Source organism: Psychrobacter sp. ASPA161_6, from assembly GCF_051970285.1.
GTDB classification, from domain to species: domain Bacteria; phylum Pseudomonadota; class Gammaproteobacteria; order Pseudomonadales; family Moraxellaceae; genus Psychrobacter; species Psychrobacter glaciei.
The window spans coordinates 108,404-133,090 of sequence record NZ_JBEFNJ010000004.1 but is presented as its reverse complement, the minus strand read 5'-3'; the positions used below and the strand labels follow the sequence as shown (position 1 = coordinate 133,090).

The window sequence follows — 24,687 nt, the reverse complement described above, 5'->3', positions numbered from 1 at the left end:
TAAGCCTCATATTCGAAGGTTTGTTAAACGACGGCAACTTCTCTGAACATACCGGCTTCCATGTGATAAAGCAGATGGCAATGCCATGCCCATCGTCCAACTTCACCCGTCACATCGAAGCTAATCTTTTGCGCTGGTTGCACCACAATCGTATGTTTACGTACCTGAAAGTCTCCAGATGGCGTTCGCAAGTCACTCCACATACCATGTAAGTGCATAGGGTGATTCATCATCGTGTCATTGACTAAGGTAATACGTACGCGCTCGTTAGGTTTAATATTGACAGGCGTTGCATCCTTAAACATCACACCATCTAGCGCCCAGATATAGCGTTCCATATTACCCGTTAAATGCAGCTCAATCTCTCTAGTAGGTTTGCGCTGCTCTGCCAATACTTGCTCGTCCACGGAGCGCAATTGGTCATAAGTTAAAACCTTTCTATCAATCTCACGCAGGTTAATACCGGGGTCATCGAGGTTCATACGTGGACTGTCGACGCGCATATCAGATTTAAAGTCATACTCGGTCTTGGCGTGTTTTGCTTTGTAGCCTTTATCACCCATCGCACCCATCATATCAGCCATGGTCAGCCACTCGATCTTATCCATAGCAGGTATTGCAGCACGAGCACCTTTTTTGGTTGCAAGCGTGGTCGCGACATAGCCCGAACGATCAATGTTTTGGGCAAATATGGTATGTGCATCTTTGGTCGGCGTGACGATGACATCATAAGTCTCAGCCACCCCAATACGGAAATCATCAATCGCAACGGGCGCGACATCATTGCCATCCGTTGAGACGACGGTCATTTTCAGACCCGGTATACGTACATCAAAGATGGTTTGCGCTGAGCCATTGATAAAGCGCAGTTTGACGGGCTGTCCCGCTTTTACTAGCTGTGTCCAATTGGCGGCTGTGGTCTTACCATTCATAAGGTAAGTGAATGTCTTCTCACCAGACAGATCGGTGAAATCTGTTGGCATCATGCGCATCTTATTCCACATTTTGCGCTTGTCATAAGCGGCTTCTAGATCTGTTGCGGCAATATCAGACAATAGCTTTTTAAAATCTGGCAAATGGTAGTTATCAAAGTCAGCGCGCTGCTTTAATAGCTTTAGCAAGTTATGCGGATCGCGGTGTGTCCAATCACTCAATAAAATCACGTGATCTTCGGCGACTGGATAGCGTTCGCGGCCTTTAGGCTCAATGACGATAGCCCCGCGCATTCCAGTTTGCTCTTGAAAGCCAGTATGGGAGTGATACCAATATGTACCTGATTGAATGAGTTTGAATTTATAGGTAAAGGTACTCTTCGCAGGAATACCATCAAAGCTGATACCTGGCACACCATCCATTTCAAATGGGACGAGCAAGCCATGCCAGTGAATAGAGGTCGACTCATTCATCTGGTTATGGACACGGATGGTCACGGTATCGCCTTCTTGCATCTTTAGCGTTGGCGCTGGCAGCGAGTCATTGATGAGGGTTGCCATACTCGACTTGCCATTGACAGTAACGGGCTTCTTGCTGACATACAGGTCAAACTCATTACCGGTTAGGATAGGTACGATATGGTCAGATTTATCACTGTTGACGGCTACGTTTTGTTGACCTTTTCCTAGCGCACTATTGGCAATAGACGGCAGTGTGGATAGCATGGATGCCCCTAATAGAGTAGAGGACCCTGTCAAAAAACGCCTGCGGTTAAGCATATTCTTGTTCATAATTATTTACCTAACTTAATCCATGAAATGGGAGTTGAGTCTATATATTTATCAGTCAAGCTTATGTCTGCGACAGCCCATTAATAGAGCTGGATAAGCTATTCAAACGTCACTCAAACTATAATTGCTGCTGCGGTGAGTCAATGGTTGCATAAATGGCTGTTGAGCCGTCTTTGTTAAGCTGCATCACTTTATACGGCATAAATTTATCTTGATATTCCATACCAGGGCTACCGACTGGCATACCAGGTACGGCAAGACCGATCGCATCACTTGGTGGGTTTTTTAGGAACTGTGCCATATATTTGGCAGGGACATGACCTTCAAAAACGTAGCCGTCAGTAGTGACGGCGGTATGACAAGAGCGCATCTGCTGCGGTACGCTGTAACGCTCTTTAAACAAGGACAAATCTTCAACGTTCTGTGCAGTTGCATTTAGGCCATGACCTTCGACATAACCGACCCATTCTTTACAGCAGCCACAATTGGCGTCTTTATAAACGGTGGCTGAGATATTTTTTAGGATAGTTGGCTGGGTGTCTGAATGAGCACTGACAGGCATTATTTCCGCTTTTGGTTGCTCTGTTTGCGCGGTTTGCGTAGCGGTCGTTGGCTCAGTCGCTGGTGTTGAGTCAGCAGCAGCGTTAGGTTGACTACAAGCCGCTAATAATAGTGAAGATGTCATCATCACTAAAAGAACACGACCAGATAACCGGTTGTGTTCACTAGAAAATATATTGGTATAGCGTCTCATAAAATCACTCCTGAGCGTTTATCTGACGATCAAATTTATAAAAATTAAAGCCGTAACATTGACCAAAGTAGTATTGGTGAAGCTTAAAACTCAAATCGCAAAAGGCAGCACTATTTAGTACTGCATTTCTTACGAATAATCAATGTTGCATACCGGATCCATCACCAGACATATCCATCTCGCCATCACCAGACATATCCATCTCACCATCAAATGACATGTCCAACATATCATCGTCTATCCTAGTCGTTAACATGGTGTATTGATTTTCATCTAAGTCAGGTAACGATCTGATAAAAGCGACCATTGCCCACATTCTATCGTCATCGTGAGAAGCGCCCCATGCTGGCATACCTGATGCCATAATGCCGTGTTTGATGGCCCAAAAAGCTTGCTGAGCACCGGCATCGGTCTTATAGCGTTCAACCAAGTCAACATTGGTAAAACTTGGCGGCTTAGGATATAAACTGGCGCTAAAATCAGTGCTTTCTACCCCAGGAGACAAATGACAACCTGCACACATATCTTTGTAATCGGCACCGCCCGAGCTGATCATTTCTGTCTTTTCTAAGTTGGGAACCGTAATGTCCTTACTAGCATTCGCTATTGAACGCGTGCGGGCAGTCTCTAAGAGTTTATACATTATTGGGTTATGCGCTTGATCTGCTCCTATATTGACAATGCCGCTAGTAACAACTGCAAAAACCCCAACGACTGCCACAAGTGTGGCAAAAAGCGCACCCAATAAAAATTTCATATATCCGTCCTACAATTTATTGCTGTCAAAATGAGATTGTCATCTGATGTTAGGTTAGGCAATATTTGTCGTTGAACCTGACTCTTTACCTAGCGAGCGCGACTAGATTTACTTAGAAGCACTGTCATTAGTAACACAGTGCTTTTGATAAATCGCTTTCATTTTGCTCATGTTGGTCATCATGGCTTTCATAGCAGGATCATTCATATCCATTTTGCTATGATCCATTTTTCCCATCATATCCATGTGTTTTTCCATCTTTTCACAGTTCATCTGATCTTTCTGCGCATGCATTTTTGGGTCGTGCGCCAAAGCTGACGTTGAAACAACTAAGGCTATAGCAGTGGCTACGATTGATTTAGATAGTGGCATTGATTTGAATAATGACATGGTAAATCCTTATTTGATTTGGTATAAAGTCAAAAAATCTTTGGGATGTTAAGTTATTTTAAAGCATACTTCATTGATTCTGACAGAGAGATGACAGCAAGATTACAATATTGTCATCTTGCTGTTTTTAGTTTTTAATGTTGCTTGTATTCATTTAGTATTGAGGCAGCATTAGAATCACGATCACGTCCATACTTATCTACGAAATACTTTTCAGACTGTAAATGTTGATCTTTGTGTTCGATCTCACAAGCCACTCGTGCATCATTATAGCGCTTCATTTGCGTACTAGAAACTTGAGCATCGTTGTGATCCAAGTTTTTTGCAAAGTCAGTAACTGCATCACAGTTATTGATGACTGAAGTACTTAGCTCGGTAGTGTGCGCATTAGCCGCAGTAATACCAATAAGTACAGAAGCCGATAGCAGTACTGCTTTTTTGAATGAACCATATGTTTTCATGTAAAACCTCTTTTGTAAGTTGTTAGATATGTGAATTGTTAGATATTTGAATTGATTACCTGTGAAAATAATTCATAGTCGCTAGGTATGAACAACTATGTTTCATTCATACAGATTAGCAAATGAAGACTGACAATCTGATTACGAACAGATGACATCTTTGTCAGCTACCAGTCAATTTTGTCATCTGTGTGGGTTAAAACATTAAATAATTATAATCGTACTGAGGAATTACCATGAAAGTACTGCTGGTAGAAGATGAGTTGAAGCTTGGCGAGTACATAAAAAAAGGTTTAACGGAAGCTGGGTTTATTGTGGATCATCACATAACAGGTTTAGATGGCTATCATGCATTGATGACGGAAGAGTTTAGCGTGATACTGATGGATGTCATGCTACCTGATGTTAGTGGCTTTGAGCTGGTGCGCAATTACCGAGCGGCAGGTAAGCGTACTCCCGTGCTCTTTCTAACGGCAAAAGATGACTTAAGTGACAAAATAAAAGGGATTGAGATTGGGGGCGATGATTATTTAACCAAGCCTTTTGCGTTTGCAGAATTGATCGTTAGAATCAAAAGCTTATTACGACGTGCCAATCAATCCGATTATCAAAGTACGATTATGCAAATAGCGGATCTTAAAATGGACATTGCCAAGCGCACTGTGCATAGAAAAGACAAGGCTATTAAGCTCACGGCAAAAGAGTTCTCATTATTACAGTTTTTATTAGAGCGCCGAGGTGAGGTGCTACCGCGCTCAGTCATTGCTTCTCAAGTATGGGATATGAATTTTGAAAATGATACCAATGTGATTGATGTGGCGATAAGGCGTCTGCGTATAAAAATAGATGATGAGCATGAGGCAAAGCTGATTCATACTGTGCGTGGTATGGGCTACCGATTGGAGGCTGTCGATACAGTGCTTGATAATAATCCGTCTTACGAAGCTGGCAATATCTAATATGAAACACAGGTTGGATAATCGGCGCTTGCCACTATTGTGGCGTACTGTGTTGTTGCTCACGATATTTGTCGTTATGTCACAGATTATTATTTATATTTGGGTACAGCACTCTGTTAAGGGTCATTTTGAACAAATGGATGCTGAGATTATGACTCATGCCGCGTTTAACTTACGTAAGCAAGTGGCAGAACCTAACAGCCATATAACCTCTCAAATGCTAACAAATTCTCAAGGTCTATTAAATAACCAGCCACCGTTAAGCTTGTCATCTGACACAACGTCATTTTCTGCAGAAGCATCAGAGGAGGCTGGTCATCTACATTCTTCTTGGCTAGATTACGATTTAAAAACGGTCATTGCTAACAAAGACGGACAAATACTGTCTAGTACCCCCAATAACTTTACTCAAGAGCTAGGGGAAGCGTTTAATCTGTTGTCACTGCGACAAGATAATGATAAGCAACAGTTTGTGATGAGTATTAACAGCAGATACTATCGAGCGATGGTCATTGAAGACGATAAAATGCTCGCGCTTATCGCGTTACCTATAGATGTACATCATCAGTATTTATTACAGTTCAATCGTCAGCTTAGTATGATTTTGTTCGCCATTACATTATTGCTCGTCTCAATCGCCGCATTGAGCGTGTATTGGGGTTTTGCGCCTTTGGCCACTATCGTACAAAAAATGAAAAGAATCAATCCTGAAAGGTTGGATGAAAGAGTAACCGTCAGTGACATGCCATTAGAGCTGCGACCGCTAGCAGAATCTTACAACTCAATGATGGTCAAGCTTGAAAGCAATTTTGAATCTTTGTCACGATTTTCAGACAATATCGCCCACGAGCTCCGCACCCCAATAGCGACGCTTAGTACACAAACGCAGGTCATGCTTAGCAAACCTCGTGAGGGTACTGAATACATAGAACAATTGCATCATCAGCATGACACGTTAGAGCAGTTATCGGTTCTGATTAATAATATGTTGCTGCTGGCAAAAACTCAGAAAGGATTAAGTGACTCGCAAATTAGTCACGTAGATACTGAAAACTTAATCACCAAGCTCGTTGATTACTATGAAATGATTGCAGAGGATAGAGGGATAACTTTTGAAAAGTTAGGCGAATTTAAGACAGTATTAGGTGATGAAGGTTTACTGCAACGGTTATTTGCTAATCTCATGTCAAATGCCATTTATTACGCCGCTAGTGACAGTATTATCATGATATCAGCTACCGTTATTACCTCAGGCAGCACCCTTGATACGGCAAAGGAAGAGGCTCTATCCTCAAAGCAATCTTTATTAATAACAGTGACTAATCGCTTAGACAAGATGCTCAATCAGAGTGAAGCTGATAAGTTGTTTGAGCGATTCTATCGTCATGATAAGACTAGTCATCAGCATTCAGGCACAGGATTGGGATTGTCTATCGTTCAGGCTATCGCTAATGCTCATAAAGGCAAGGTTGGCATCACGATTAAGGATGACTATTATTTTCAGGTCAGTGTAGAATTATTGACTGAGGATTGAGGTCTGTTGAGCATTCAAATATTAGGACTGCTGATTTTAGCATTAGCCTTTCAGGGCAGGGCTATTTTTTGCCAATACATGGCGAAATTGTCTACCCTAGAATGACTAGGCATCAAAAATTTCACTGCGTATTGTCTAAAAAATAACCACTGCCAGTACCACATTTGAATACTCAATAGACCTTAATCTAAACCTTCGATAGTTGAGCATATAAATTTGATCTGAATAGATAACCTTTATCAGCCAATGACTTGAAAAGAAATTTACTATGACCAAGTAAATGCATATCTACCATTTTTCTTATATCTCATCATATTTTTACAACACAACTATAAAAAACAATTAAGGAGCGATTATGCATATCACAGCGAATTTTGACGCAGGAAATATTTACGTTATCAATGTAGAAGACAAAAACGACATTCAATTAGCCATTCGTCCAGACGTTGGCGAAGCGTTTTTTCAATGGTTTAACTTTCGCCTATCTGGTGAGGTTGGAGAGCAGTATGTTCTCAAGATTATGAATGCAGGGGAAGCGTCTTATCTGGAAGGGTGGGAGAATTACCAAGCGGTTGCTTCGTACGATCGCCAGCATTGGTTCCGTCTGCCGACGGCTTACAAAGATGGCAAATTAACCATCGTGGCAGAGTTAGAATGCGAAACCATTCAAATTGCTTATTTTGCGCCTTACAGCTATGAGCGTCACCAAGATTTATTGGCGGCCGTGCAGATGCACCCGTTAGTAACTTTGGAGCATCTAGGCGAAACGCTTGATAAGCGCGATTTAATTTTGGTTAAGATTGGTGATGGTGCCACCCACAAGCGCAATATATGGATTACTGCCCGTCAGCATCCAGGTGAAACGATGGCTGAATGGCTCGTCGAGGGCTTATTGTATAGCTTGCTAGATAGTGATAACGCGACCGCAAAACAGTTATTAGACAAAGCCAACTTTTATATTGTCCCTAATATGAACCCTGATGGCAGTGTGCGTGGTCACTTGCGTACTAACGCTGTCGGAACCAACCTAAATCGTGAATGGCAAAGTCCAAGCTTAGACAAAAGCCCTGAAGTATTTCATGTGATTAATAAAATGGAAGCGACAGGTGTTGATCTATTTTATGATGTGCATGGCGATGAAGCATTACCGTACGTATTCCTTGCTGGGTCACAAGGGACGCCAAGTTATAGTGACCGTCTCGCCCAGCTACGCGATAGATTTTCAGACGTATTAAAATTAGCCAGTGCCGATTTTCAGTCCGAAGTTGGCTATGAAATTGATGCACCGAGTGCTGCCAATATGACCGTTGCCACCAATTGGGTGGCAGAACGTTTTGATTGCCTTGCTAATACGTTAGAGATGCCATTTAAAGATAATAATAATCTGCGTGACGAAGAGATGGGTTGGTCACCAGAGCGTTCTATCAAATTAGGGGAAGCATCACTAATTGCGATGCTGGCTGTCGTCGATGATTTACGGTAGCTAGTGATTCAATAGGAGGGAGAAAATAATAGATAACCCAATTACAGTAAATAGTGCTCTTGAACATACGCAACACAGAGATCATAAAAAGCTTGGGCTGGGGGAGAGATAGATTTATTAGCGAGTTTAAAAATTCCGATCTGTCGGTTTAAAGAAGGGTCAATTAAATCTATCCAAACCAGCTCGGGTTCATTAGCAGGAAAGGCAAGCTTAGGTAACGTGGTGATACCCAGATCATTACGCAATAAAGAAAACAGCGATGTGATGTTTTCTACCGTATATCTTGCTCTGCGATTGAGCGCCTCGGCTGGTGTGTTTTCGAGCAATCTGCAAGTACCGTTATAAATAAATGGCTGCGACATAAGTTGCTGCCATGTTAGCCCTTGGGACTGATTTAACTCGTTGTTCAGTTCATTGTTTTTAAGACAGACTACTCCAATCGGGTCTGATATGAGTAGGGTGAAATCTATATTCGTTTGATCAATACTGGTGCAATTGCCTAGTGCCAAATCTATCTCACCTGCCAACAATCGATTGGCCACACCAACAGAATTGTCATCTATCAATACAATCTCAATATCAGGATACTTTTTTGAGTATTCGACCAATACGCTAGGTAGTAGCTTAGTCACTAGCGACGGCACGCTTGCAATCCTGATTTTACCTTTATCACCAGATGCGGATGCTTTTAAGTCATCTTCTAGCGCTTGATAAACGGTAAGGAATTGCTCAATTTTTGGTAAGCAGGTTTCACCAAATGGCGTCAGTATCGCTTTGTTTCCCACTTCAAATAAGCGCTGCCCTAAGGTTTTTTCCAATTCCTTTATCGAGGCTGACAAGGCAGCTTGCGAACGGTTGGCGCGATCCGCCGCCGCCCGAAACCCTCCTTCTTCCACGACAAATAAAAAATGACGCAATTGCTGTAGCTTCATATTCAAACCATCCAATACTATTCTCTAATAATTTATCTTAAATGATAGATTAAATCCATCAAAATTCAAATTTAATTAGTTAGATTTATCGTTATGAATTGAGTAGGATAAGTCATATAGCAATTGGCAGTGATTAAATAAATCTCAGATCGCTTACTGCTGAAACCACTTATCAAAGGACATGACAATATGACGACTCACTCAAACAAACAGGCCGTTAAAACCTCGCTTTATGCGTCTAAAGCACCTTTAGAGTGGGCCATCACCAGCAATGGTACGTTGTACACTGCGCAGATTCCTATCGATGAGAATGGTGATGTGGTTGCAGGTGGTATCGAAGCGCAAACCCGCCAAACGCTAGACAATCTTAAGCACACACTAGAATGTGCCAATGTTGGCATGGATTCGGTATTACAGGTCATGATTTATGTGACCGATCGCGACTATCTAAAAACAGTCAATCAAGTCTATGCCGAATACTTTGAAGCACCCTATCCAAATCGTGCGGCGCTGGTGATAGCCGGATTGGCTCGTGAAGAGATGCTGGTTGAGTTGGTCGTATATGCCGCTGTGCCCTAAATTTTGAATGTACTCTAGTCAATAAATCAAATATTTAATACTTTATCAAGGAAGCTCTTATGTCAGCTCACACCGCCCAACAGATATTGCAGCAAGACCCAACCAAATCACTTTACATCAATGGTGAATGGCAGGCAGGCGTAAATACCGTTGCCAATATTAACCCATCTGATATCACTGAAACTATCGGTGAGTTCGCACAAGCCAGTAGCGATCAAGTCAAAGATGCCATCGCTGCGGCGCGTCAAGCTCAACCAAAGTGGGAAGCGACTCCTTTAGAAAAAAAGCAGTCTATCCTACAAGCGATTGGCGATGAAATGATTGCTCGTTGTGATGAGCTAGGTACGCTGTTGTCTCTTGAAGAAGGTAAGCCGTTTGCGGAAGGTCGCGGTGAGATTTACCGCGCAGGTCAGTTCTTCCATTACTATGCGGCGGAAGTATTGCGTCAAATGGGTGATACGGCTGATTCAGTGCGTCCTGGTGTCAAGGTCGAAGTTACCCGTGAGGCAGTCGGTGTGGTCGCGATTATCTCACCTTGGAACTTCCCAACGGCCACCGCTGTGTGGAAAATCGCACCAGCGCTAGCGTTTGGTAACACGGTCATTTGGAAGCCTGCGAATTTAACACCAGCCAGCGCAGTGGCATTGGCTGAAATCATCCACCGTCAAGGCATGCCAGAAGGCACATTTAACTTACTGTTGGGTGGCGGCTCGTCAGTCGGTGATGCGCTCATCAATTCTACAGATATTGATGCAGTCAGCTTTACGGGTTCTGTACCAACAGGTCGCAAAGTCGCTGCTGCTACTGCACCAAACTTTATCCGTTGTCAGCTTGAGATGGGCAGCAAAAACGCCTTGGTTATCGCTGACGATGCCGATTTGCAAGTCGCTATCGATGCGGCAGTGGCTGGTGCGTTTGGCGGTTCGGGTCAGAAATGTACGGCTTCTTCACGTCTTATTGTGATGGACGGTATTCATGATGCGTTTGTAGACGGTGTGATTGCCAAAATGAAAACCCTAAAAGTTGGCCATGCGCTTGATGACGGTATCTTTATGGGACCTGTTGTCGATGACAAGCAGCTGGCATCAAACATGGACTGGATCGAAAAAGCCAAGCAGTCTGGTGCTAATTTAGCGTTTGGCGGTGAGCGTTTAGAGATGCCACATGACGGCTACTATATGTCGCCGACATTATTTACTGAGACGGATAATAGCTGGGATATTAACCAAGAAGAAGTGTTTGCACCGCTGGCGTGTGTCTTGCGTGTCAAGGATTTGGACGAAGCAATTGCGATGTCCAATGATACGCGCTTTGGTCTGACGGGCGGTATCATTACCCAGAGCTTGCGCAGCAGTGCCATGTTTAAGGAGCAAGTACAAGCTGGCTGTGTCATGGTCAATCTAGCAACTGCGGGTACTGACTATCACGTACCATTTGGTGGCCGTAAACAGTCAAGCTTTGGCCCGCGTGAGCAAGGTCAATATGCCAAAGAGTTCTATACCATCGTCAAGACGGCTTATCAAAAAGCGTATTAGAAACCTTTTTGACAAGCATGCTAGCTGCTATCGACGCGACAGGGTGTAAACACGCACTTAATAGCAAATGATAGCGGTCACTTATAAAAGTATTAAAGGGAATTGATATGTACCAAGACCATATCGTCATTGACGGATTACAGTATAGCCATTGGGATCGCGATTATTTTAAGATGCTGCAAGCCAGTGGTATCAATGCGGTACATGCCACCTTGGTCTATCACGAAGACGCTCGCCAAACCACAACTCGCTTTGCTGAATGGCATGCACGCTTTGAGCAAAACTCAGATCTTATCTTGCCCGTGTACTCAGTGGCTGATATCAAAACGGCAAAAGAGCAGGGCAAAGTTGGCATTTTTTTCGGCGCACAAAACTGCTCACCAATTGATGATGAAATTGGTTTGATTAGCGTGATGCGTCGCTTAGGTTTATTGATCATGCAGCTGACTTATAACAACCAGAGCTTACTGGCAACGGGTTGTTATGAGCAGAACGATAGCGGTATTACTCGTTTTGGTCAGCAAGCCATCGCTGAGATGAATCGTGTCGGTATGATTATTGACATGTCACACAGCGCTGAGCGCTCAACGCTTGAGGCGATAGAAGTGTCATCGCGTCCGATATGTATAAGCCATGCCAATCCGACCACGGCTCATGAGGCCTTGCGTAATAAGTCAGATACGGTCATCAGTGCCTTGACCCAAGCAGGCGGGTTGTTAGGGTTTAGTTTATATCCGTTCCATTTGCCAAATGGTAGCGCATGTACGCTTGATGATTTCTGCACCATGATTGCCAATTGCGCTGATAAATATGGCGTCGAGCATTTAGCGATTGGTAGTGATCTATGTCTCAATCAACCACAAGCTGTACTTGAGTGGATGCGTAATGGACGTTGGTCAAAAGCCATGGACTATGGTGAAGGCAACGCCAATAATTCAGGCTGGCCAGATACCTTGCCATGGTTCGCTGGCAAGGACGGTATGGAAAACATCTATAACGGTTTGCTCAAGCATGGTTTTAATGAGATTGACGCTGGAAAAGTCATCGGTCAAAACTGGTTTGATTTTTTAGAGCAAGGCTTAGAGCCTTTGGCTTAACCAGCTATTTAAAAAAGTCATTTCATTTCATTCAACGGTTGCTCGAAATCGCTATAAAGCGACAGACATTTTATAGCGCATATCCATTTGAAGTAGGTAATTTTAAATTAGATCGTATGTATATTGAGGTCGTTTGATCACACCCTTATTACTACCACTCTGATCTAAAACGCAACGTTAGCATAGTATATGGAGCCACATTATGGCCGATTTAAAGGGATTTAATCAAGATGAGCAAGGACGCTCGGCTCCTGTTAATCAAGGAATAAGTGAGTCCGAAGCCGCCGCTATTTCTACCGACACGTTAGGCCTTAAAAATCCTGCGTTTTGGTACAGTGGCGGATTCATTGTAGCCTTTGTTTTGATGGCGATTTTTGCAGAAGCGCGCTTGGCAAAGATAGTCGAAGTGGGCTTTTCATGGTCCGTCAAAATATTTGGACCTTTTTGGCAGATATTGTTATTAGCTACTTTTGTCATTGCTTTGGCAGTCGGTGCTGGCCGTACAGGTCGCGTGATTTTAGGCAATCTACCCGTACCTGAGATAGACAGTTTTAAGTGGATGGCCATTCTTTTCTGCACACTATTGGCCGGTGGTGGCGTTTTTTGGGCTGCCGCCGAGCCAATCGCGCATTTCGTTTCAGCGCCGCCTTTATACGGTGAGTCAGCCGATTTACAGCAACGCGCTTTTAACGCATTGTCTCAATCATTTATGCATTGGGGGTTTTTGGCGTGGGCGATTGTAGGCAGTTTAACCGCGATTGTGATTATGCATCTGCATTATGACAAAGGCTTACCGTTGAAGCCTCGTACCTTACTCTATCCTATGTTTGGTGAGCGTGTACTCACAGGCCAAACGGGCGCAATCATTGATGCTTGCTGTATTGTAGCGGTTGCTGCGGGCACGATCGGTCCTATTGGTTTCTTGGGCTTGCAAACCAGCTATGCACTCAATGAATTGTTCGGTATTCCTGATACGTTCACGACTCAGCTAATCATTATTGTCTTTGCCATCGTACTCTATACGTTGTCTGCGATCAGTGGTCTGACTCGTGGTATGCAGCTACTCAGTCGCTTCAATGTCATCTTGGCTTTTGCACTGATGGTCTTTATCTTAATATTTGGTCCGACCAATTTTATTGTCAACGGCTATATCCAAGGTGTAGGTACGATGATTGACAACTTTGTCCCGATGGCGACGTATCGTGGTGATGAAGGTTGGCTAAGCTGGTGGACGGTATTTTTTTGGGGTTGGTTCTTGGGTTATGGCCCGATGATGGCGATATTTATCGCTCGTATTTCACGCGGTCGTACTATTCGTCAGCTGATTACCACCGTATGTATTATTGCCCCGCTCGTGACCTGCTTTTGGTTCACTGTCGTTGGGGGCTCTGGCTTAGCGTTTGAGATTGCCAATCCAGGAAGTGTCAGTAGCGCCTTTGAAGGCTTTAACTTACCCGGTGCATTATTAGCTGTCACGCAGCAGTTACCCTTTCCTTTAATTACCTCGATACTGTTTCTGATTCTGACCACCGTCTTCATCGTTACGACGGGTGATTCGATGACGTATACCATCAGTGTGGTCATCAGTGGCGAGCGTGAACCAAACGCCATGATTCGCACCTTTTGGGGCATCATGATGGGTGTAACGGCCATTGTTCTAATCTCGCTTGGCTCAGGTGGCGTGACAGCATTGCAGTCCTTTATCGTTATTACTGCCGTGCCAGTCTCTTTTGTATTATTGCCTTCACTATGGAATGGTCCACAGATTGCTCAGAAAATGGCACGAGAGCAAGATTTGTATCGCCCTAATCAGGTAGAGGTGAGACACAAAATTAGTGAAGCCGAAAACGCTCAAACGTCTAAAGAAAGCATGACGCAAAAAACTGATTAAGGTTCTAGATCACCAGACGGTAAATATGAGACAGCCATTACATACACCGCTAATTTCATATTTACCAATAGACACCCTCATTGAGATTATTAACAAAGCTGCTGGCTCAGTATATTAGGTAAGGTAGTGACATTATGAATATGGTTTATGCAAATGATAAAAGTATCGACGTAAAGCCGCCTTTATTTAGTACAGGTTTCCGTACTCGTGATGTGATTATGGATGCGCAAAGACTGGGCGCCATGCATCAAACCCGCGTTAGCTTTGTGCGTACGTTATTGCGTAAGATTGATAGAGAAAAATGGACGCTCAGCACTCATTTGTGGGATTTGGATGAGCAAGGCTATGGCAAGGTTATCTATCGTCTACATACCCCAGAGCATCTGTATCATTTAGTGGTGTTCTGCAACGAGCTGGCTGATGACGAGCGTAATGATAGAGTGATTGCCCAAAAATGGGATGTCACCTTTGGGCTGGTATTTGGTGAGATAAGCGAAGAATTACTGAATAATCTACAAGCCAACGTACCGCTACAAGAAGCCGGTCGCAACTCCAACATGATGATGGTGCTGGCACGAGCAAACAAAAGCGTGCGTGTCTTTGATCATATTGTCAGCTCACTTGCGGCTGGCAAGCAGCCTGAGATTGACGTACTCGCACAAGTCGGCTATATCCTGCGTACCACGGCGGTCTATGGCAATGGTAAGTTCGGTATTTATGATTTTAAGCCGTTAGATCATAGCGAGGACTTTAATCAGTCGTTTCGAGCGCAGATGTGTGCTGTGTACTTGTTGCGTGAGTTCAGCCTTGATTGGGTCGATTATTTGGCAAAACAAAAAGGCGGTAGCAAGGCCGCCGTTCTGCATCCAGAAATCAAGCGTTATTTGGGCATTGGTAATGCCACCGGTCTAGGTATGGCGCCTTATTTAATCAATCATCCATGCGTCGTTGACCAATGGCTGACCACCCGTGAAGAGGCATTACAGGCGACACTGGTTTGCCATATTGAGCCTAAAGAAACCGCACATTTTGCCAGTCTAATCAAACGTGCTACTCAGCATTTTGGCGAGATTGTCACCATCAACGAGCAGCAAATCAAACTCAATAAAGCGGTCGTCACAGAATTAACAGTATTACAAAACAATCTGATGATAAGTATTAATAATTATGCGACATGGGCGGATTTTTTACAGGCACATGACCATTTGAGCTTTGAGAGCCAAGAAGTCATTATTTCTTGCTTAATAGAGCTGTATCCTGAGCATGTCGATGAACTGCTCGACAGCGTCAATGCTGATGAAGCCTTATCGTTACCAAAAGGCAAAGTCATTCAGGATCTAATTGACGTCTTAGAGCAGCATTATCGCTGGGCCATTGATATCGACTTTACTCAGCCTGAGAATAGCCATTGGTTTTGGTATCGTTCCATCGATAAGGAAGAGCCACGTATGGGTATACGTGGTCAGGAGCCGGGTGCTGATCGTGAGCTGTCCTTGGATATCGCTCGCCAAGCCAATCATTTATATTTGGCTTTAAAACAAGCCAATTCGCAGCAGCTAATATCCGAGTTCATCTTGAATAAGCCCAAATATCGCTCAATTGCGCGCCGCGTCTGGACGATGGGGCATAAGCAGCTGGGTGATATTCAGATGAATGTCTTACACAAAGACGCGTTACCCATGCATCTATTACGGTGTAAATTATCGATGTTTGGGGCAACCAAGTTCGATCCCAGATCTGATCGCTGGGTCAGGATTACTTTGTTTCAAGGCGCGCCATTATTTGCAGAAGTAGGTAGTGATGAATGGTTGTTTCCTTTATTGCCTGATGTATCAATAGAGCAAGGAGGCTCTGACTTATGATGGTATCGCACAATGAAATCGTCACGATGGTATACAAAGCTTTTACTGGGCTGCACCGAGAGGTGGGGGAAGCTGATGTGATAGCCACTATGGTCGCCGAACTACAGATGGCAGGATTGGATGGTATCAAACATTTTAATAATGCCACTCCTTATATTTTGAACGAGATTGATACCCCAATCGATATTGTTCATCAAGAAGAAAGTGCTATCCGTTTAGATCTGCATGGTAGTAGCTTGGCTTGTCATTTGCCGACTATCATTGATTATGCGCTTGAAAAAATGGGCGACTCAGCGCATTTTTATATTTATTTGCAGAACTGTCATAATCGCTGGTTGGCTTATAGCGAGTTGGTGGGACTGGCTGCCAAAGGCTTTGCTTGCTTGGCCAAATGGGACAATGGCTCTGTGCCCAAACATACATTATTTACGTTAAATAAAGACTTTGTCTATCCTGACCTTTACTTTTTTGACAAACCGCAAGCCAACTACAATACCAATGATATGGTCATTGAAATTGCCACGCAAAACTTTGATATTGAATCAGACACACAGAATTTCGATCGTAAAATATCGACAGATGCATTGTTTGAAACGCATCAGCGCGCATGGAAAGAAGGTATCTATGTTGACGATGCGCAGTGGGAAACACTCAAAAAAACAGCAGCGGCGATATTGGTCGAAAATAGTGAAGCATCAAGTAAAGGCGCGGGAGGCGTATAAAGAATAAAAACATTTATTTTAGGTTATATGAGTAGCAACTGTTAAACATATTAGACGCGAACAGTCAGATATTATTTAATTGACATACACCACGGCTAAATTTTGCAAAATGGTACCAACACTTCTACCAACGTTTGAACCTCTTTTCGATCTGACTCATAGTTTCATTTATATAACTAACCCCTCCTTGTCTATCCTCATTTATGTATCGCATGCGTTTATTTGCAACGCTTACGTCTTGTCATTTTAAAAGTGTTCTGCTAGGTTACATAACGATAATATAGTTATCTATATATAAAATACTGTTACAAAGCGCCAACTTCATACAGTTTTTATTAGATGATTTTTTATCTGTCAGAAATGTCAAAACGTAAGAGGTTGTAATCATGTTAGATTTAGCAAATATGACGCCACAAGAGGTCAGAGCATTAATCGGTAAGAACGAAATCAACAAGCCAACTTCTGGCATGTGCAAAGGTCACATACAAGCAAACCTAGTCATAGTACCCAAGAAATTGGCCTATGATTTTTTATTGTTTGCACAAAGAAACCCAAAATCTTGTCCTATTTTAGACGTAACAGATGTTGGTAGTTCGGAACCACGGCTGATGGCGAAGGGCGCAGACTTAAAGTCTGATGTCCCAAAGTATCGAATATACGAGTTTGGCGAGCTAGTAGCTGAGGTGTCAGATCTAACAGACTATTGGAGAGAGGACTTGGTCTGCTTTCTTTTAGGATGTAGCTTTTCCTTTGAGTCTGCCATGCTCAATGCGTCTATTCCTGTCAGACACATCGAAGACAATCACAATGTGCCGATGTATATCACGAATATAGAAACTGAGCCTGCAGGACAGTTTTATGGAAAAATGGTGGTCAGCATGCGACCGATACCTTATCCATTAATCACCAGAGCCGTACAAGCCACCTCTCGGTTTCCGCAAGTACATGGCGCGCCTATCCACATTGGAGACCCTAGTGTCATCGGTATAACAGACATCCATTCTCCCGATTTTGGTGATGCATCACTCATAAAGGAAGGTGAAGTGCCTGTGTTTTGGGCTTGTGGTGTAACGCCTCAAAGCATCGCAATGACCAGTAAACCTGAACTGATGATAACGCACGCGCCGGGGCATATGTTTATCTGCGACCCAAAAGATGAAGACTTGGCAGTTCTATAATGTTGGGTGACAACGCTATTTTGAAACGCCCTTTTAAAATGTAATGGCATCCAATCTTGTTTGTCCACAAAGCTCTCGGTAAATAAAAACGTAGTGTTTAATAGTAAGGCCCTATTTATATCAGTTACATCATGTATATCGCACAGATTTTTCATAAAAAATAATTACTTACTTCTACTCTAATGGAATAGCTAACAATATGAATATTAACTTTACAGATCTAGAAAAGCTGATCAAAATCGCAGAAAGCGCTGACATACAATCATTAGAAGTAACCGATGGTGATGCACGTATCTCTATCGTTTGTCAGGCTAATTTCAATGAAAGCAGCAATCATATTGGTAATACTCGCCACTCAAAAACTTCTCATTCAGAACCACACACAGTAAATTCCTACAATAACACTCCTAATAATACCAGTGCAGGCAATAGCTCTATTGATGAAACGGTGACGACAGAGGTCACTAATTCATCTAGCTCTTCATCTTCATCTCAAGTATTGGCGCCTATGCTCGGCACTTTCTATCTTCGCTCTGAGCCGACCGCTGAGGCGTTCTTTAAGGTGGGTGATCAGGTAGCAGCAGGGCAGACCCTATGTATCATTGAAGCCATGAAAATGATGCATGAAGTAAAAGCAGAAGCTGACGGTACGATTCAAGAGATTCTGATTGAGGAAGGTGATGTCGTAGAATATGCACAGCCTTTATTTATTATAGCGCCAGACAGTTAAAGCCACTCAATAGCCACTCAATATTGTATAGACGCTGCACAAACACTGTATTTGACACTATATTTTTAAGGGAATAAATATGTTCACAAAAATCTTAATTGCCAACCGTGGCGAGATTGCTCTACGTATTATCCGAGCTTGTAAGCAGTTGGGTATTAAATCCGTCATTGCGCATTCTGAATCAGACAAAGACTCATTGCCCGTACGCCTAGCCGATGAAAAAATCTGTATCGGGCCTGCCAATGCCACGCACAGCTACCTCAATCAAAGAGCGCTGGTCTCTGCTGCAAAAATCACCAACGCACAAGCTATTCACCCAGGCTATGGCTTTTTGTCTGAAAACGCAGACTTTGCGGCCTTAATTGAAGACTCAGGTCTCACGTTTATTGGCCCAACGGCTGACAATATCAGAAACATGGGCGACAAGGTTGAAGCCAAAAAACAAATGACAATGGCTGGCGTGCCCTGTGTGCCTGGTTCTGATGGCGCTTTGCCTGCTGATTCAGAGCAAGTTATCAAGATTGCCAGTGACGTTGGTTATCCAGTCATCATCAAAGCAGCAAGCGGCGGCGGCGGGCGTGGTATGCGCGTGGTCGAAAAAGAAGCCGACTTACTCTCTGCGATTTCTATGACGCAAACAGAGGCCAAAGCCAATTTTGGTAGCGCTATCGTCTATCTTGAAAAATACTTACAAGCACCTCGTCATATCGAAGTGCAAGTCATGTCTGATACTCACGGCAATGCTATTTATTTAGGCGAGCGAGATTGCTCTATGCAGCGCCGTCATCAAAAAGTCATTGAAGAAGCGCCAGCACCTGGTATCACCGAAGAGCAGCGTCAGAAAATCGGTCAAGCCTGTGTCACAGCTTGCGAGCAAATGCAGTATAGAGGCGCAGGCACGTTTGAGTTTTTATACGAAAACGGCGAGTTCTTCTTTATCGAGATGAATACTCGTGTGCAAGTTGAGCACACCATTACTGAGATGGTGACGGGCGTCGATATTGTGCAAGAACAGATCAGAGTGGCTGCAGGGCTTCCATTGGCATACAAACAAAGTGATATCGCCATTACCGGACACGCTTTTGAGTGCCGTATCAATGCTGAAAACGCGCAGACATTTTTGCCAAATGCGGGGCGCATAGACTACTGCCACATGCCAGCAGGGTTTGGTATCAGAGTGGATAGTCATGCTGAGTCGAACTACACCGTGCCGCCATCTTATGACAGTTTGATTGCCAAGATATGTGTACAAGATCGTTCAAGAAAAAAAGCGATAGAAAAAATGCGTGCGGCATTATCAGAAGCGCAAATCACCGGTATTGATACCAATATTGGGCTGCATCAACGCTTATTTGAAGATGAGGTGTTTTGTGAGGGGCAAATGAGCATTCATTATTTAGAACAGTGGATACAAGACAATATATAAATCAGGTCTTGCCCGCAAAAATGAAAACCAAATCTGACATTAGCGTCAGAAGCGTCAGAATCAAGATATAGTCGGTTCAATATAATTTGGATACAAGGAAGGCGAGTGAAAGTACTACAAGTCGTAGACTAAGCGAGCCTGACACCGTATCCAATTTATAGAAGATTTGACTATAGCAGATAAAAAATAATGGAGTACGTGCTAATGGAACTACAATGGCAACTATGCAGTGAAACCAATCTCGCGTTGTTTTTCCCTAAACCGATCACCTTAGAAAAACAACAAAAATGCTGGGCTTTATCAGATAGCATCCAGAAAATGCCAGAAGTCATCGAAGTGGTAATTGGTATGAATACGCTCAGTGTATTCATCGTGCCATTAACGTGGGCTGAGCTGAATACTTTCAAAGATAAGCTATCAGACCTGCTCAATGATATCCCTTCAAAAACCATCCAAGGTAAGCACGTCGAGATACCCGTGCAGTACGGTGGTAAGTATGGCCCTGATTTAGCGGCCATGGCGAATGACTTAAACCTTTCGGTTGAAGCCGTTGTCGATCTACATACTAAAGCCACTTATACCGTTTACTTTATCGGTTTTCAGCCAGGGTTTCCTTATCTTGGCGGCTTGTCTGAGTCGCTGTATTTCCCAAGGCATGCCATCCCTAGAACTCAAGTGCCGGCAGGCTCAGTGGGTATCGGCGGCGAGCAGACAGGGGTGTACCCTTTTGAGTCTCCAGGCGGTTGGCAGTTACTCGGCCAGACGGATACTGCTTTATTTGATTTAACCAAGTCTTCTCCGACGTTGCTTAACGCAGGCGATACTTTGACATTTAAAGCGATTGATATTCATCAATAAGCGATAAATAAAAGATGCATGAATCAAAAAGACAAATAAACAGGTGGTATCAATGAAAATTTTAACCGCGAGTGCCCTTGCCAGTATTCAAGATTCGGGACGACTGGGTTACCGAAGCATGGGCGTGGGTAGAAATGGCGTGATGGACAGCTGGGCGCTACAAGCCGGCAATGCTTTGATGAAAAACGAAGCCAACGAACCTGCTATTGAAATAGCGCTCGGTGAGCTAACCATACAGTTTGAAGAAAGCGTCAGCTTTTGCTTAACAGGTGCTTTGTACGAGGCTTATCTAGACGACAAGCGCCTTCCTTGTTATTGGCGTATCAATGCAACAGCGGGGCAAACGCTCAAACTTTTGCGTCCGCTACAAGGCATGTATACCTATTTATGTGTGCATGGCGGCTTTGATATTGAGCCAGTATTGCAGTCAGTCAGCACCAATCTCAAAGCAGGATTTGGCGGATTTAAAGGCAGATATTTAAAAGCCGATGACAGCTTAGCAGTAAAGACTGAATCAAGTCTGCCTGTCATTGGGGTGGCTCGACTTGCGCCAACCGAGGTTATTCGAGTGATAAAAAGCAGTGAATATGATTGCTTCACTGAGTCGTCTCAACAAGCGTTTGAGACCCAGCCATGGAAACTACAAAGCAGTAGCAACCGTATGGGTTACCGTTTGGAGGGGGCTACAGCGCTTGAATTTAGTCAGCCAGTAGAAATGAGCTCGCATGGCGTTGATATTGGCATGATTCAGGTGCCACCACAAGGACAACCGATTGTCCTAATGGCAGACGGGCAAACGACGGGTGGCTACCCTAAAATTGCAACTGTGATTCAAGCGGACATAGGTCTGATGGCACAGATTAGATTTGGCAAAGCCTGTCAGTTCGTCGTTGTGTCGTTAGAGCAGGCATTGCGTGAACAACAGAAAAGACAACATTACATCGATCAAATAAAGGAGTATGCCAATGAAAATTGATTTAAACGCTGATGTGGCGGAAGGCTGCGGGCAAGACGATAAATTACTAACGATAGTCAGCTCAGCGAATGTCTGCTGCGGTCTTCATGCTGGTTCTTACAGCGAGATGCTAGCCACGTTGCAATTGGCAAAAGTAAACAACGTGAGCGTAGGCGCACATCCTGGTCTAAACGATAGAGAAAACTTTGGCCGTATTCATGAGCCGTTAAGCGAAGCCGATTATCGTGCTTTATTGGTGTATCAGTTGGGTGCAACCAAAGCGCTCTGTGACTTGGTTGGTGTGACTTTGGACTATGTAAAACCGCATGGTGCGTTGTACAACCAAGCAGCCATTGATGAAGACTTATCAGATATCTTGGTAAGTGAAATCAAACGATTTGATCCAATCCTAAAGGTCATGGGTTTGTCCGGCGGCTATTTGGTTAAATCAGCTAAGAAGCATGGTTTAGAAGCCATATCAGAAGTGTTTGCCGATAGGAACTATGAAAAAGACGGCTCATTGGTCTCCCGCACTAAAGACAACGCCTTAATCACCGACACAGACGAGGCCGTTAAACATGTATTACAAATGGTCACTGAAGGGACAGTCACTAGTGTCTGCGGTCAAACCGTACCAGTAGAAGCGCAAAGCATCTGCCTACATGGTGATGGCGAACACGCTATTTTATTTGCACAAGAAATAAAGAAACAACTAGAGCTAAAAGGTATCACTATATCTGCCCACTAAATATCCGCCCGCTAGGGCATGTCCTCAATTCAATCGATGGTCATCTAAATGGGTTAAAAATGGCTAAATCTTGCCAAACAGCGTCAAATAGCTGACTAATATCTCGATATTATCTGCGCTACTTTCCTTGTTTGACTGCAATTTATCTCATTTTTACCACCATTTTTAAAATGAGGACACGCCCTAATCATTTGATTAAATAATCCCATATAGCACAAGGATGTTTATGAGCACCATAAAAAAACACAATACCGCCATTTTAGGCGCGGCCTTTCTGATGGCTACATCAGCAGTAGGGCCAGGCTTTTTGACCCAAACGGCCACATTCACCGAAAGCCTAATGGCAAGTTTCGGCTTTGTTATCTTAATATCTATTGTTATGGACATCGGCGTCCAGCTTAACGTTTGGCGAGTAGTCGCTGTCTCCAAAAAACGTGCACAGGAAATCGCCAACTTGGTGTTTCCTGGTGTCGGTTACTTGCTCGCGTTCTTAATCATTGCGGGTGGTCTGGCTTTTAATATTGGTAATATTGGCGGTGCCGGACTTGGCATGCAGTCCATGTTTAATATGTCGCCCATCACAGGCGCCCTGATCAGTGGTGTGATTGCCGTAGCGATATTTTTAGGCCGAGAAACGGGTCCTATGATGGATAAGTTCGCTCAGTTAATGGGCTTTATCCTGATTGTATTGGTCATTTATGTGGTCTTTAAATCTGATCCGCCATTAGCAGAAGCCGTCAGCAAAACGATTATGCCCGACAAAATTGATGCAGTGGCTATCGTGACGCTAGTCGGCGGTACGGTTGGCGGTTATATTACTTTTTCAGGTGCGCATCGCTTATTAGAAGCAGGCGTCAGCGGAGAAGAGAACTTAAAATCAGTGACCAGAAGCTCGGTCTCTGGTATTTTAATTGCCTCTGTGATTCGCGTGTTTTTATTCCTTGCAGTATTAGGCGTGGTATCTCAAGGTTTTGCATTGGATCCTGCCAACCCAGCCATGTCGCCGTTTCAGTACATTTTAGGAAATGCGGGTAAAGTTATTTTTGGTATGGTGATTTGGGCGGCTTCTGTGACCTCGGTGATTGGTGCTGCTTATACCTCTGTGTCTTTTATGACCAACTTCCATCCATTCATTGAAAAGCACAAACGCTACTTCATTATTGGTTTCATCGTGATCTCGACAATGGTGTTTGCCACTATCGGTAAACCGGCCCAAGTATTGGTATTGGTCGGTACGTTAAATGGTTTGGTATTGCCTATTGCTATGGTCATTATCCTGATTGCCGCCTACAGAAAAAATATCGTTGGCAATTATAAGCATCCTATTTGGATTGCGGTATTTGGTTGGTTAATCGCCATCGTTATGAGCATCCTAAGTGTCATGACCATTGCTAAATATCTGGGCATGAGCTAAAAAATTAAGATAAGGAATGTATTATGGATATAGAGCAAATAGCACGTGTGGTCAAACTGGTTGAAAGCAGTCAGCTGCACGAAGTCACGATTGCAGACAACGGGCAATCTATTACGGTGGTTAACAATCTAGGTGCGCAGAATAATGTTAGCGCTAATCCTATAGAGGCCACGCCTACTCATGAGACCGAGCAGACTGGTAGTGATGTCTTGCAAGTAGGTGCCACTTACGTGGGGCAGGTCTACTTAAGTGAAGATGATGCAACAGACAACTTAATCAAAGAAGGCGACCACATTCAAAAAGGTCAGACCGTTTGTTTCATTGATGAGTTGACCCGTTTGCAGCCAGTGATTAGTAATAAAGAAGGTGTTGTCACGGCTGTCTTGGTTGAAAGTGGCCAGAACGTTGAATACGGACAGCCTATTTTTGAGTTATCGGGCGTTCCTATTTAGACCGGTAGGCATTTAATTTTAGTATAGGTGGTATTACCTAAGGCGGTTTCGATAGCTGACATTGATTTTTTATTGACCTATGATGTCATGCTGTCTCTTTTTTACATTGACCTGACTATAGCCTTTAAACTGGAGTTTTGACTCTGTTAGTTAGCCTGCTGTTGCAAAGAGAATTTAAGCTATAACTATTTCGGTAGCAAAAACAGCCTTTGTTAAGCGAGCTTGGATCACCGAAAGAACCAAGAA

23 protein-coding genes are annotated in these 24,687 nt (G+C 43.6%); 17 read left to right on the top strand and 6 right to left on the bottom strand.

What is annotated here, in order from left to right; genetic code table 11:
* Positions 1-23: 23 nt before the first annotated feature.
* The 5 genes from ACTQ9T_RS11585 to ACTQ9T_RS11565 form a co-directional block, all read right to left on the bottom strand.
* Complete coding sequence (locus ACTQ9T_RS11585; RefSeq protein WP_440465161.1) at positions 24-1,724, bottom strand: copper resistance system multicopper oxidase; 1,701 nt, start codon at positions 1,722-1,724, stop codon at positions 24-26.
* A 118-nt stretch (positions 1,725-1,842) separates the two neighbouring features.
* Positions 1,843-2,478, bottom strand: a complete 636-nt coding sequence (locus ACTQ9T_RS11580; RefSeq protein ID WP_440465160.1) for a DUF411 domain-containing protein — start codon at positions 2,476-2,478, stop codon at positions 1,843-1,845.
* Positions 2,479-2,617: 139 nt separating this feature from the next.
* Positions 2,618-3,235, bottom strand: coding sequence for a c-type cytochrome (locus tag ACTQ9T_RS11575; protein ID WP_440465159.1), 618 nt, complete (start codon positions 3,233-3,235; stop codon positions 2,618-2,620).
* Between the two features lie 108 nt (positions 3,236-3,343).
* Entirely contained in the window at positions 3,344-3,625 is a 282-nt protein-coding gene (locus tag ACTQ9T_RS11570; protein ID WP_440465158.1) for a hypothetical protein, read from the bottom strand.
* A gap of 134 nt (positions 3,626-3,759) precedes the next feature.
* On the bottom strand, positions 3,760-4,086 hold the full coding sequence (locus tag ACTQ9T_RS11565; protein WP_189585232.1) for a hypothetical protein: 327 nt from the start codon (positions 4,084-4,086) through the stop codon (positions 3,760-3,762).
* Between the two features lie 236 nt (positions 4,087-4,322).
* On the opposite strand from ACTQ9T_RS11565, the gene ACTQ9T_RS11560 reads away from it, so the two are divergent.
* From ACTQ9T_RS11560 to ACTQ9T_RS11550, 3 genes are all read left to right on the top strand, one after another.
* Positions 4,323-5,045 (top strand): heavy metal response regulator transcription factor, encoded by a 723-nt coding sequence (locus ACTQ9T_RS11560; RefSeq protein ID WP_439293624.1) that lies wholly within the window; start codon positions 4,323-4,325, stop codon positions 5,043-5,045.
* Position 5,046: 1 nt separating this feature from the next.
* Positions 5,047-6,579, top strand: a complete 1,533-nt coding sequence (locus ACTQ9T_RS11555; protein ID WP_440465157.1) for an ATP-binding protein — start codon at positions 5,047-5,049, stop codon at positions 6,577-6,579.
* A gap of 355 nt (positions 6,580-6,934) precedes the next feature.
* Positions 6,935-8,062, top strand: coding sequence for a M14 family metallopeptidase (locus ACTQ9T_RS11550; RefSeq protein ID WP_440465156.1), 1,128 nt, complete (start codon positions 6,935-6,937; stop codon positions 8,060-8,062).
* A 41-nt stretch (positions 8,063-8,103) separates the two neighbouring features.
* Here ACTQ9T_RS11550 and ACTQ9T_RS11545 read toward each other — a convergent pair whose 3' ends face one another.
* Complete coding sequence (locus tag ACTQ9T_RS11545; protein WP_440465155.1) at positions 8,104-8,994, bottom strand: LysR family transcriptional regulator; 891 nt, start codon at positions 8,992-8,994, stop codon at positions 8,104-8,106.
* A gap of 189 nt (positions 8,995-9,183) precedes the next feature.
* On the opposite strand from ACTQ9T_RS11545, the gene ACTQ9T_RS11540 reads away from it, so the two are divergent.
* From ACTQ9T_RS11540 to ACTQ9T_RS11475, 14 genes are all read left to right on the top strand, one after another.
* Positions 9,184-9,573: a RidA family protein gene (locus tag ACTQ9T_RS11540; RefSeq protein WP_440465154.1), complete on the top strand. Its 390-nt coding sequence runs from the start codon at positions 9,184-9,186 to the stop codon at positions 9,571-9,573.
* Between the two features lie 59 nt (positions 9,574-9,632).
* Positions 9,633-11,108 (top strand): aldehyde dehydrogenase family protein, encoded by a 1,476-nt coding sequence (locus tag ACTQ9T_RS11535; RefSeq protein WP_440465153.1) that lies wholly within the window; start codon positions 9,633-9,635, stop codon positions 11,106-11,108.
* Between the two features lie 107 nt (positions 11,109-11,215).
* A complete protein-coding gene (locus ACTQ9T_RS11530; protein WP_440465152.1) occupies positions 11,216-12,205 on the top strand; it encodes a membrane dipeptidase in 990 nt (329 codons plus the stop codon).
* Positions 12,206-12,407: 202 nt separating this feature from the next.
* Entirely contained in the window at positions 12,408-14,096 is a 1,689-nt protein-coding gene (locus ACTQ9T_RS11525; RefSeq protein WP_440465151.1) for a BCCT family transporter, read from the top strand.
* A gap of 134 nt (positions 14,097-14,230) precedes the next feature.
* Positions 14,231-15,958, top strand: coding sequence for a hypothetical protein (locus ACTQ9T_RS11520; protein WP_440465150.1), 1,728 nt, complete (start codon positions 14,231-14,233; stop codon positions 15,956-15,958).
* On the top strand, positions 15,955-16,680 hold the full coding sequence (locus ACTQ9T_RS11515) for a DUF3726 domain-containing protein (RefSeq protein ID WP_440465149.1): 726 nt from the start codon (positions 15,955-15,957) through the stop codon (positions 16,678-16,680). The genes ACTQ9T_RS11520 and ACTQ9T_RS11515 overlap by 4 nt, the downstream gene beginning before the upstream one ends.
* 386 nt (positions 16,681-17,066) lie before the next feature.
* Positions 17,067-17,858, top strand: a complete 792-nt coding sequence (locus ACTQ9T_RS11510; RefSeq protein WP_194365333.1) for a putative hydro-lyase — start codon at positions 17,067-17,069, stop codon at positions 17,856-17,858.
* 199 nt (positions 17,859-18,057) lie between these two features.
* Positions 18,058-18,588, top strand: coding sequence for an acetyl-CoA carboxylase biotin carboxyl carrier protein (gene accB / locus ACTQ9T_RS11505; protein ID WP_440465148.1), 531 nt, complete (start codon positions 18,058-18,060; stop codon positions 18,586-18,588).
* A gap of 79 nt (positions 18,589-18,667) precedes the next feature.
* On the top strand, positions 18,668-20,014 hold the full coding sequence (gene accC, locus ACTQ9T_RS11500; protein ID WP_440465147.1) for an acetyl-CoA carboxylase biotin carboxylase subunit: 1,347 nt from the start codon (positions 18,668-18,670) through the stop codon (positions 20,012-20,014).
* A 204-nt stretch (positions 20,015-20,218) separates the two neighbouring features.
* Positions 20,219-20,872 (top strand): 5-oxoprolinase subunit PxpB, encoded by a 654-nt coding sequence (gene pxpB, locus ACTQ9T_RS11495; protein WP_440465146.1) that lies wholly within the window; start codon positions 20,219-20,221, stop codon positions 20,870-20,872.
* Positions 20,873-20,924: 52 nt separating this feature from the next.
* A complete protein-coding gene (locus ACTQ9T_RS11490; RefSeq protein WP_440465145.1) occupies positions 20,925-21,848 on the top strand; it encodes a biotin-dependent carboxyltransferase family protein in 924 nt (307 codons plus the stop codon).
* Positions 21,838-22,575 (top strand): 5-oxoprolinase subunit PxpA, encoded by a 738-nt coding sequence (gene pxpA / locus ACTQ9T_RS11485; protein WP_440465144.1) that lies wholly within the window; start codon positions 21,838-21,840, stop codon positions 22,573-22,575. The genes ACTQ9T_RS11490 and pxpA overlap by 11 nt, the downstream gene beginning before the upstream one ends.
* A 226-nt stretch (positions 22,576-22,801) precedes the next feature.
* Complete coding sequence (locus tag ACTQ9T_RS11480) at positions 22,802-23,989, top strand: NRAMP family divalent metal transporter (RefSeq protein WP_110923445.1); 1,188 nt, start codon at positions 22,802-22,804, stop codon at positions 23,987-23,989.
* Between the two features lie 23 nt (positions 23,990-24,012).
* A complete protein-coding gene (locus tag ACTQ9T_RS11475) occupies positions 24,013-24,441 on the top strand; it encodes an acetyl-CoA carboxylase biotin carboxyl carrier protein (RefSeq protein WP_440465143.1) in 429 nt (142 codons plus the stop codon).
* Positions 24,442-24,687: the final 246 nt, after the last annotated feature.

What these genes read in the sequence shown, in the direction of transcription:
- ACTQ9T_RS11585 (WP_440465161.1), bottom strand. Translation starts at nt 1,724, where the DNA reads ATGAACAAGAATATGCTTAACCGCAGGCGTTTTTTGACAGGGTCCTCT.
- ACTQ9T_RS11580 (WP_440465160.1), bottom strand. Translation starts at nt 2,478, where the DNA reads ATGAGACGCTATACCAATATATTTTCTAGTGAACACAACCGGTTATCT.
- ACTQ9T_RS11575 (WP_440465159.1), bottom strand. Translation starts at nt 3,235, where the DNA reads ATGAAATTTTTATTGGGTGCGCTTTTTGCCACACTTGTGGCAGTCGTT.
- ACTQ9T_RS11570 (WP_440465158.1), bottom strand. Translation starts at nt 3,625, where the DNA reads ATGTCATTATTCAAATCAATGCCACTATCTAAATCAATCGTAGCCACT.
- ACTQ9T_RS11565 (WP_189585232.1), bottom strand. Translation starts at nt 4,086, where the DNA reads ATGAAAACATATGGTTCATTCAAAAAAGCAGTACTGCTATCGGCTTCT.
- ACTQ9T_RS11560 (WP_439293624.1), top strand. Translation starts at nt 4,323, where the DNA reads ATGAAAGTACTGCTGGTAGAAGATGAGTTGAAGCTTGGCGAGTACATA.
- ACTQ9T_RS11555 (WP_440465157.1), top strand. Translation starts at nt 5,047, where the DNA reads ATGAAACACAGGTTGGATAATCGGCGCTTGCCACTATTGTGGCGTACT.
- ACTQ9T_RS11550 (WP_440465156.1), top strand. Translation starts at nt 6,935, where the DNA reads ATGCATATCACAGCGAATTTTGACGCAGGAAATATTTACGTTATCAAT.
- ACTQ9T_RS11545 (WP_440465155.1), bottom strand. Translation starts at nt 8,994, where the DNA reads ATGAAGCTACAGCAATTGCGTCATTTTTTATTTGTCGTGGAAGAAGGA.
- ACTQ9T_RS11540 (WP_440465154.1), top strand. Translation starts at nt 9,184, where the DNA reads ATGACGACTCACTCAAACAAACAGGCCGTTAAAACCTCGCTTTATGCG.
- ACTQ9T_RS11535 (WP_440465153.1), top strand. Translation starts at nt 9,633, where the DNA reads ATGTCAGCTCACACCGCCCAACAGATATTGCAGCAAGACCCAACCAAA.
- ACTQ9T_RS11530 (WP_440465152.1), top strand. Translation starts at nt 11,216, where the DNA reads ATGTACCAAGACCATATCGTCATTGACGGATTACAGTATAGCCATTGG.
- ACTQ9T_RS11525 (WP_440465151.1), top strand. Translation starts at nt 12,408, where the DNA reads ATGGCCGATTTAAAGGGATTTAATCAAGATGAGCAAGGACGCTCGGCT.
- ACTQ9T_RS11520 (WP_440465150.1), top strand. Translation starts at nt 14,231, where the DNA reads ATGAATATGGTTTATGCAAATGATAAAAGTATCGACGTAAAGCCGCCT.
- ACTQ9T_RS11515 (WP_440465149.1), top strand. Translation starts at nt 15,955, where the DNA reads ATGATGGTATCGCACAATGAAATCGTCACGATGGTATACAAAGCTTTT.
- ACTQ9T_RS11510 (WP_194365333.1), top strand. Translation starts at nt 17,067, where the DNA reads ATGTTAGATTTAGCAAATATGACGCCACAAGAGGTCAGAGCATTAATC.
- accB (WP_440465148.1), top strand. Translation starts at nt 18,058, where the DNA reads ATGAATATTAACTTTACAGATCTAGAAAAGCTGATCAAAATCGCAGAA.
- accC (WP_440465147.1), top strand. Translation starts at nt 18,668, where the DNA reads ATGTTCACAAAAATCTTAATTGCCAACCGTGGCGAGATTGCTCTACGT.
- pxpB (WP_440465146.1), top strand. Translation starts at nt 20,219, where the DNA reads ATGGAACTACAATGGCAACTATGCAGTGAAACCAATCTCGCGTTGTTT.
- ACTQ9T_RS11490 (WP_440465145.1), top strand. Translation starts at nt 20,925, where the DNA reads ATGAAAATTTTAACCGCGAGTGCCCTTGCCAGTATTCAAGATTCGGGA.
- pxpA (WP_440465144.1), top strand. Translation starts at nt 21,838, where the DNA reads ATGAAAATTGATTTAAACGCTGATGTGGCGGAAGGCTGCGGGCAAGAC.
- ACTQ9T_RS11480 (WP_110923445.1), top strand. Translation starts at nt 22,802, where the DNA reads ATGAGCACCATAAAAAAACACAATACCGCCATTTTAGGCGCGGCCTTT.
- ACTQ9T_RS11475 (WP_440465143.1), top strand. Translation starts at nt 24,013, where the DNA reads ATGGATATAGAGCAAATAGCACGTGTGGTCAAACTGGTTGAAAGCAGT.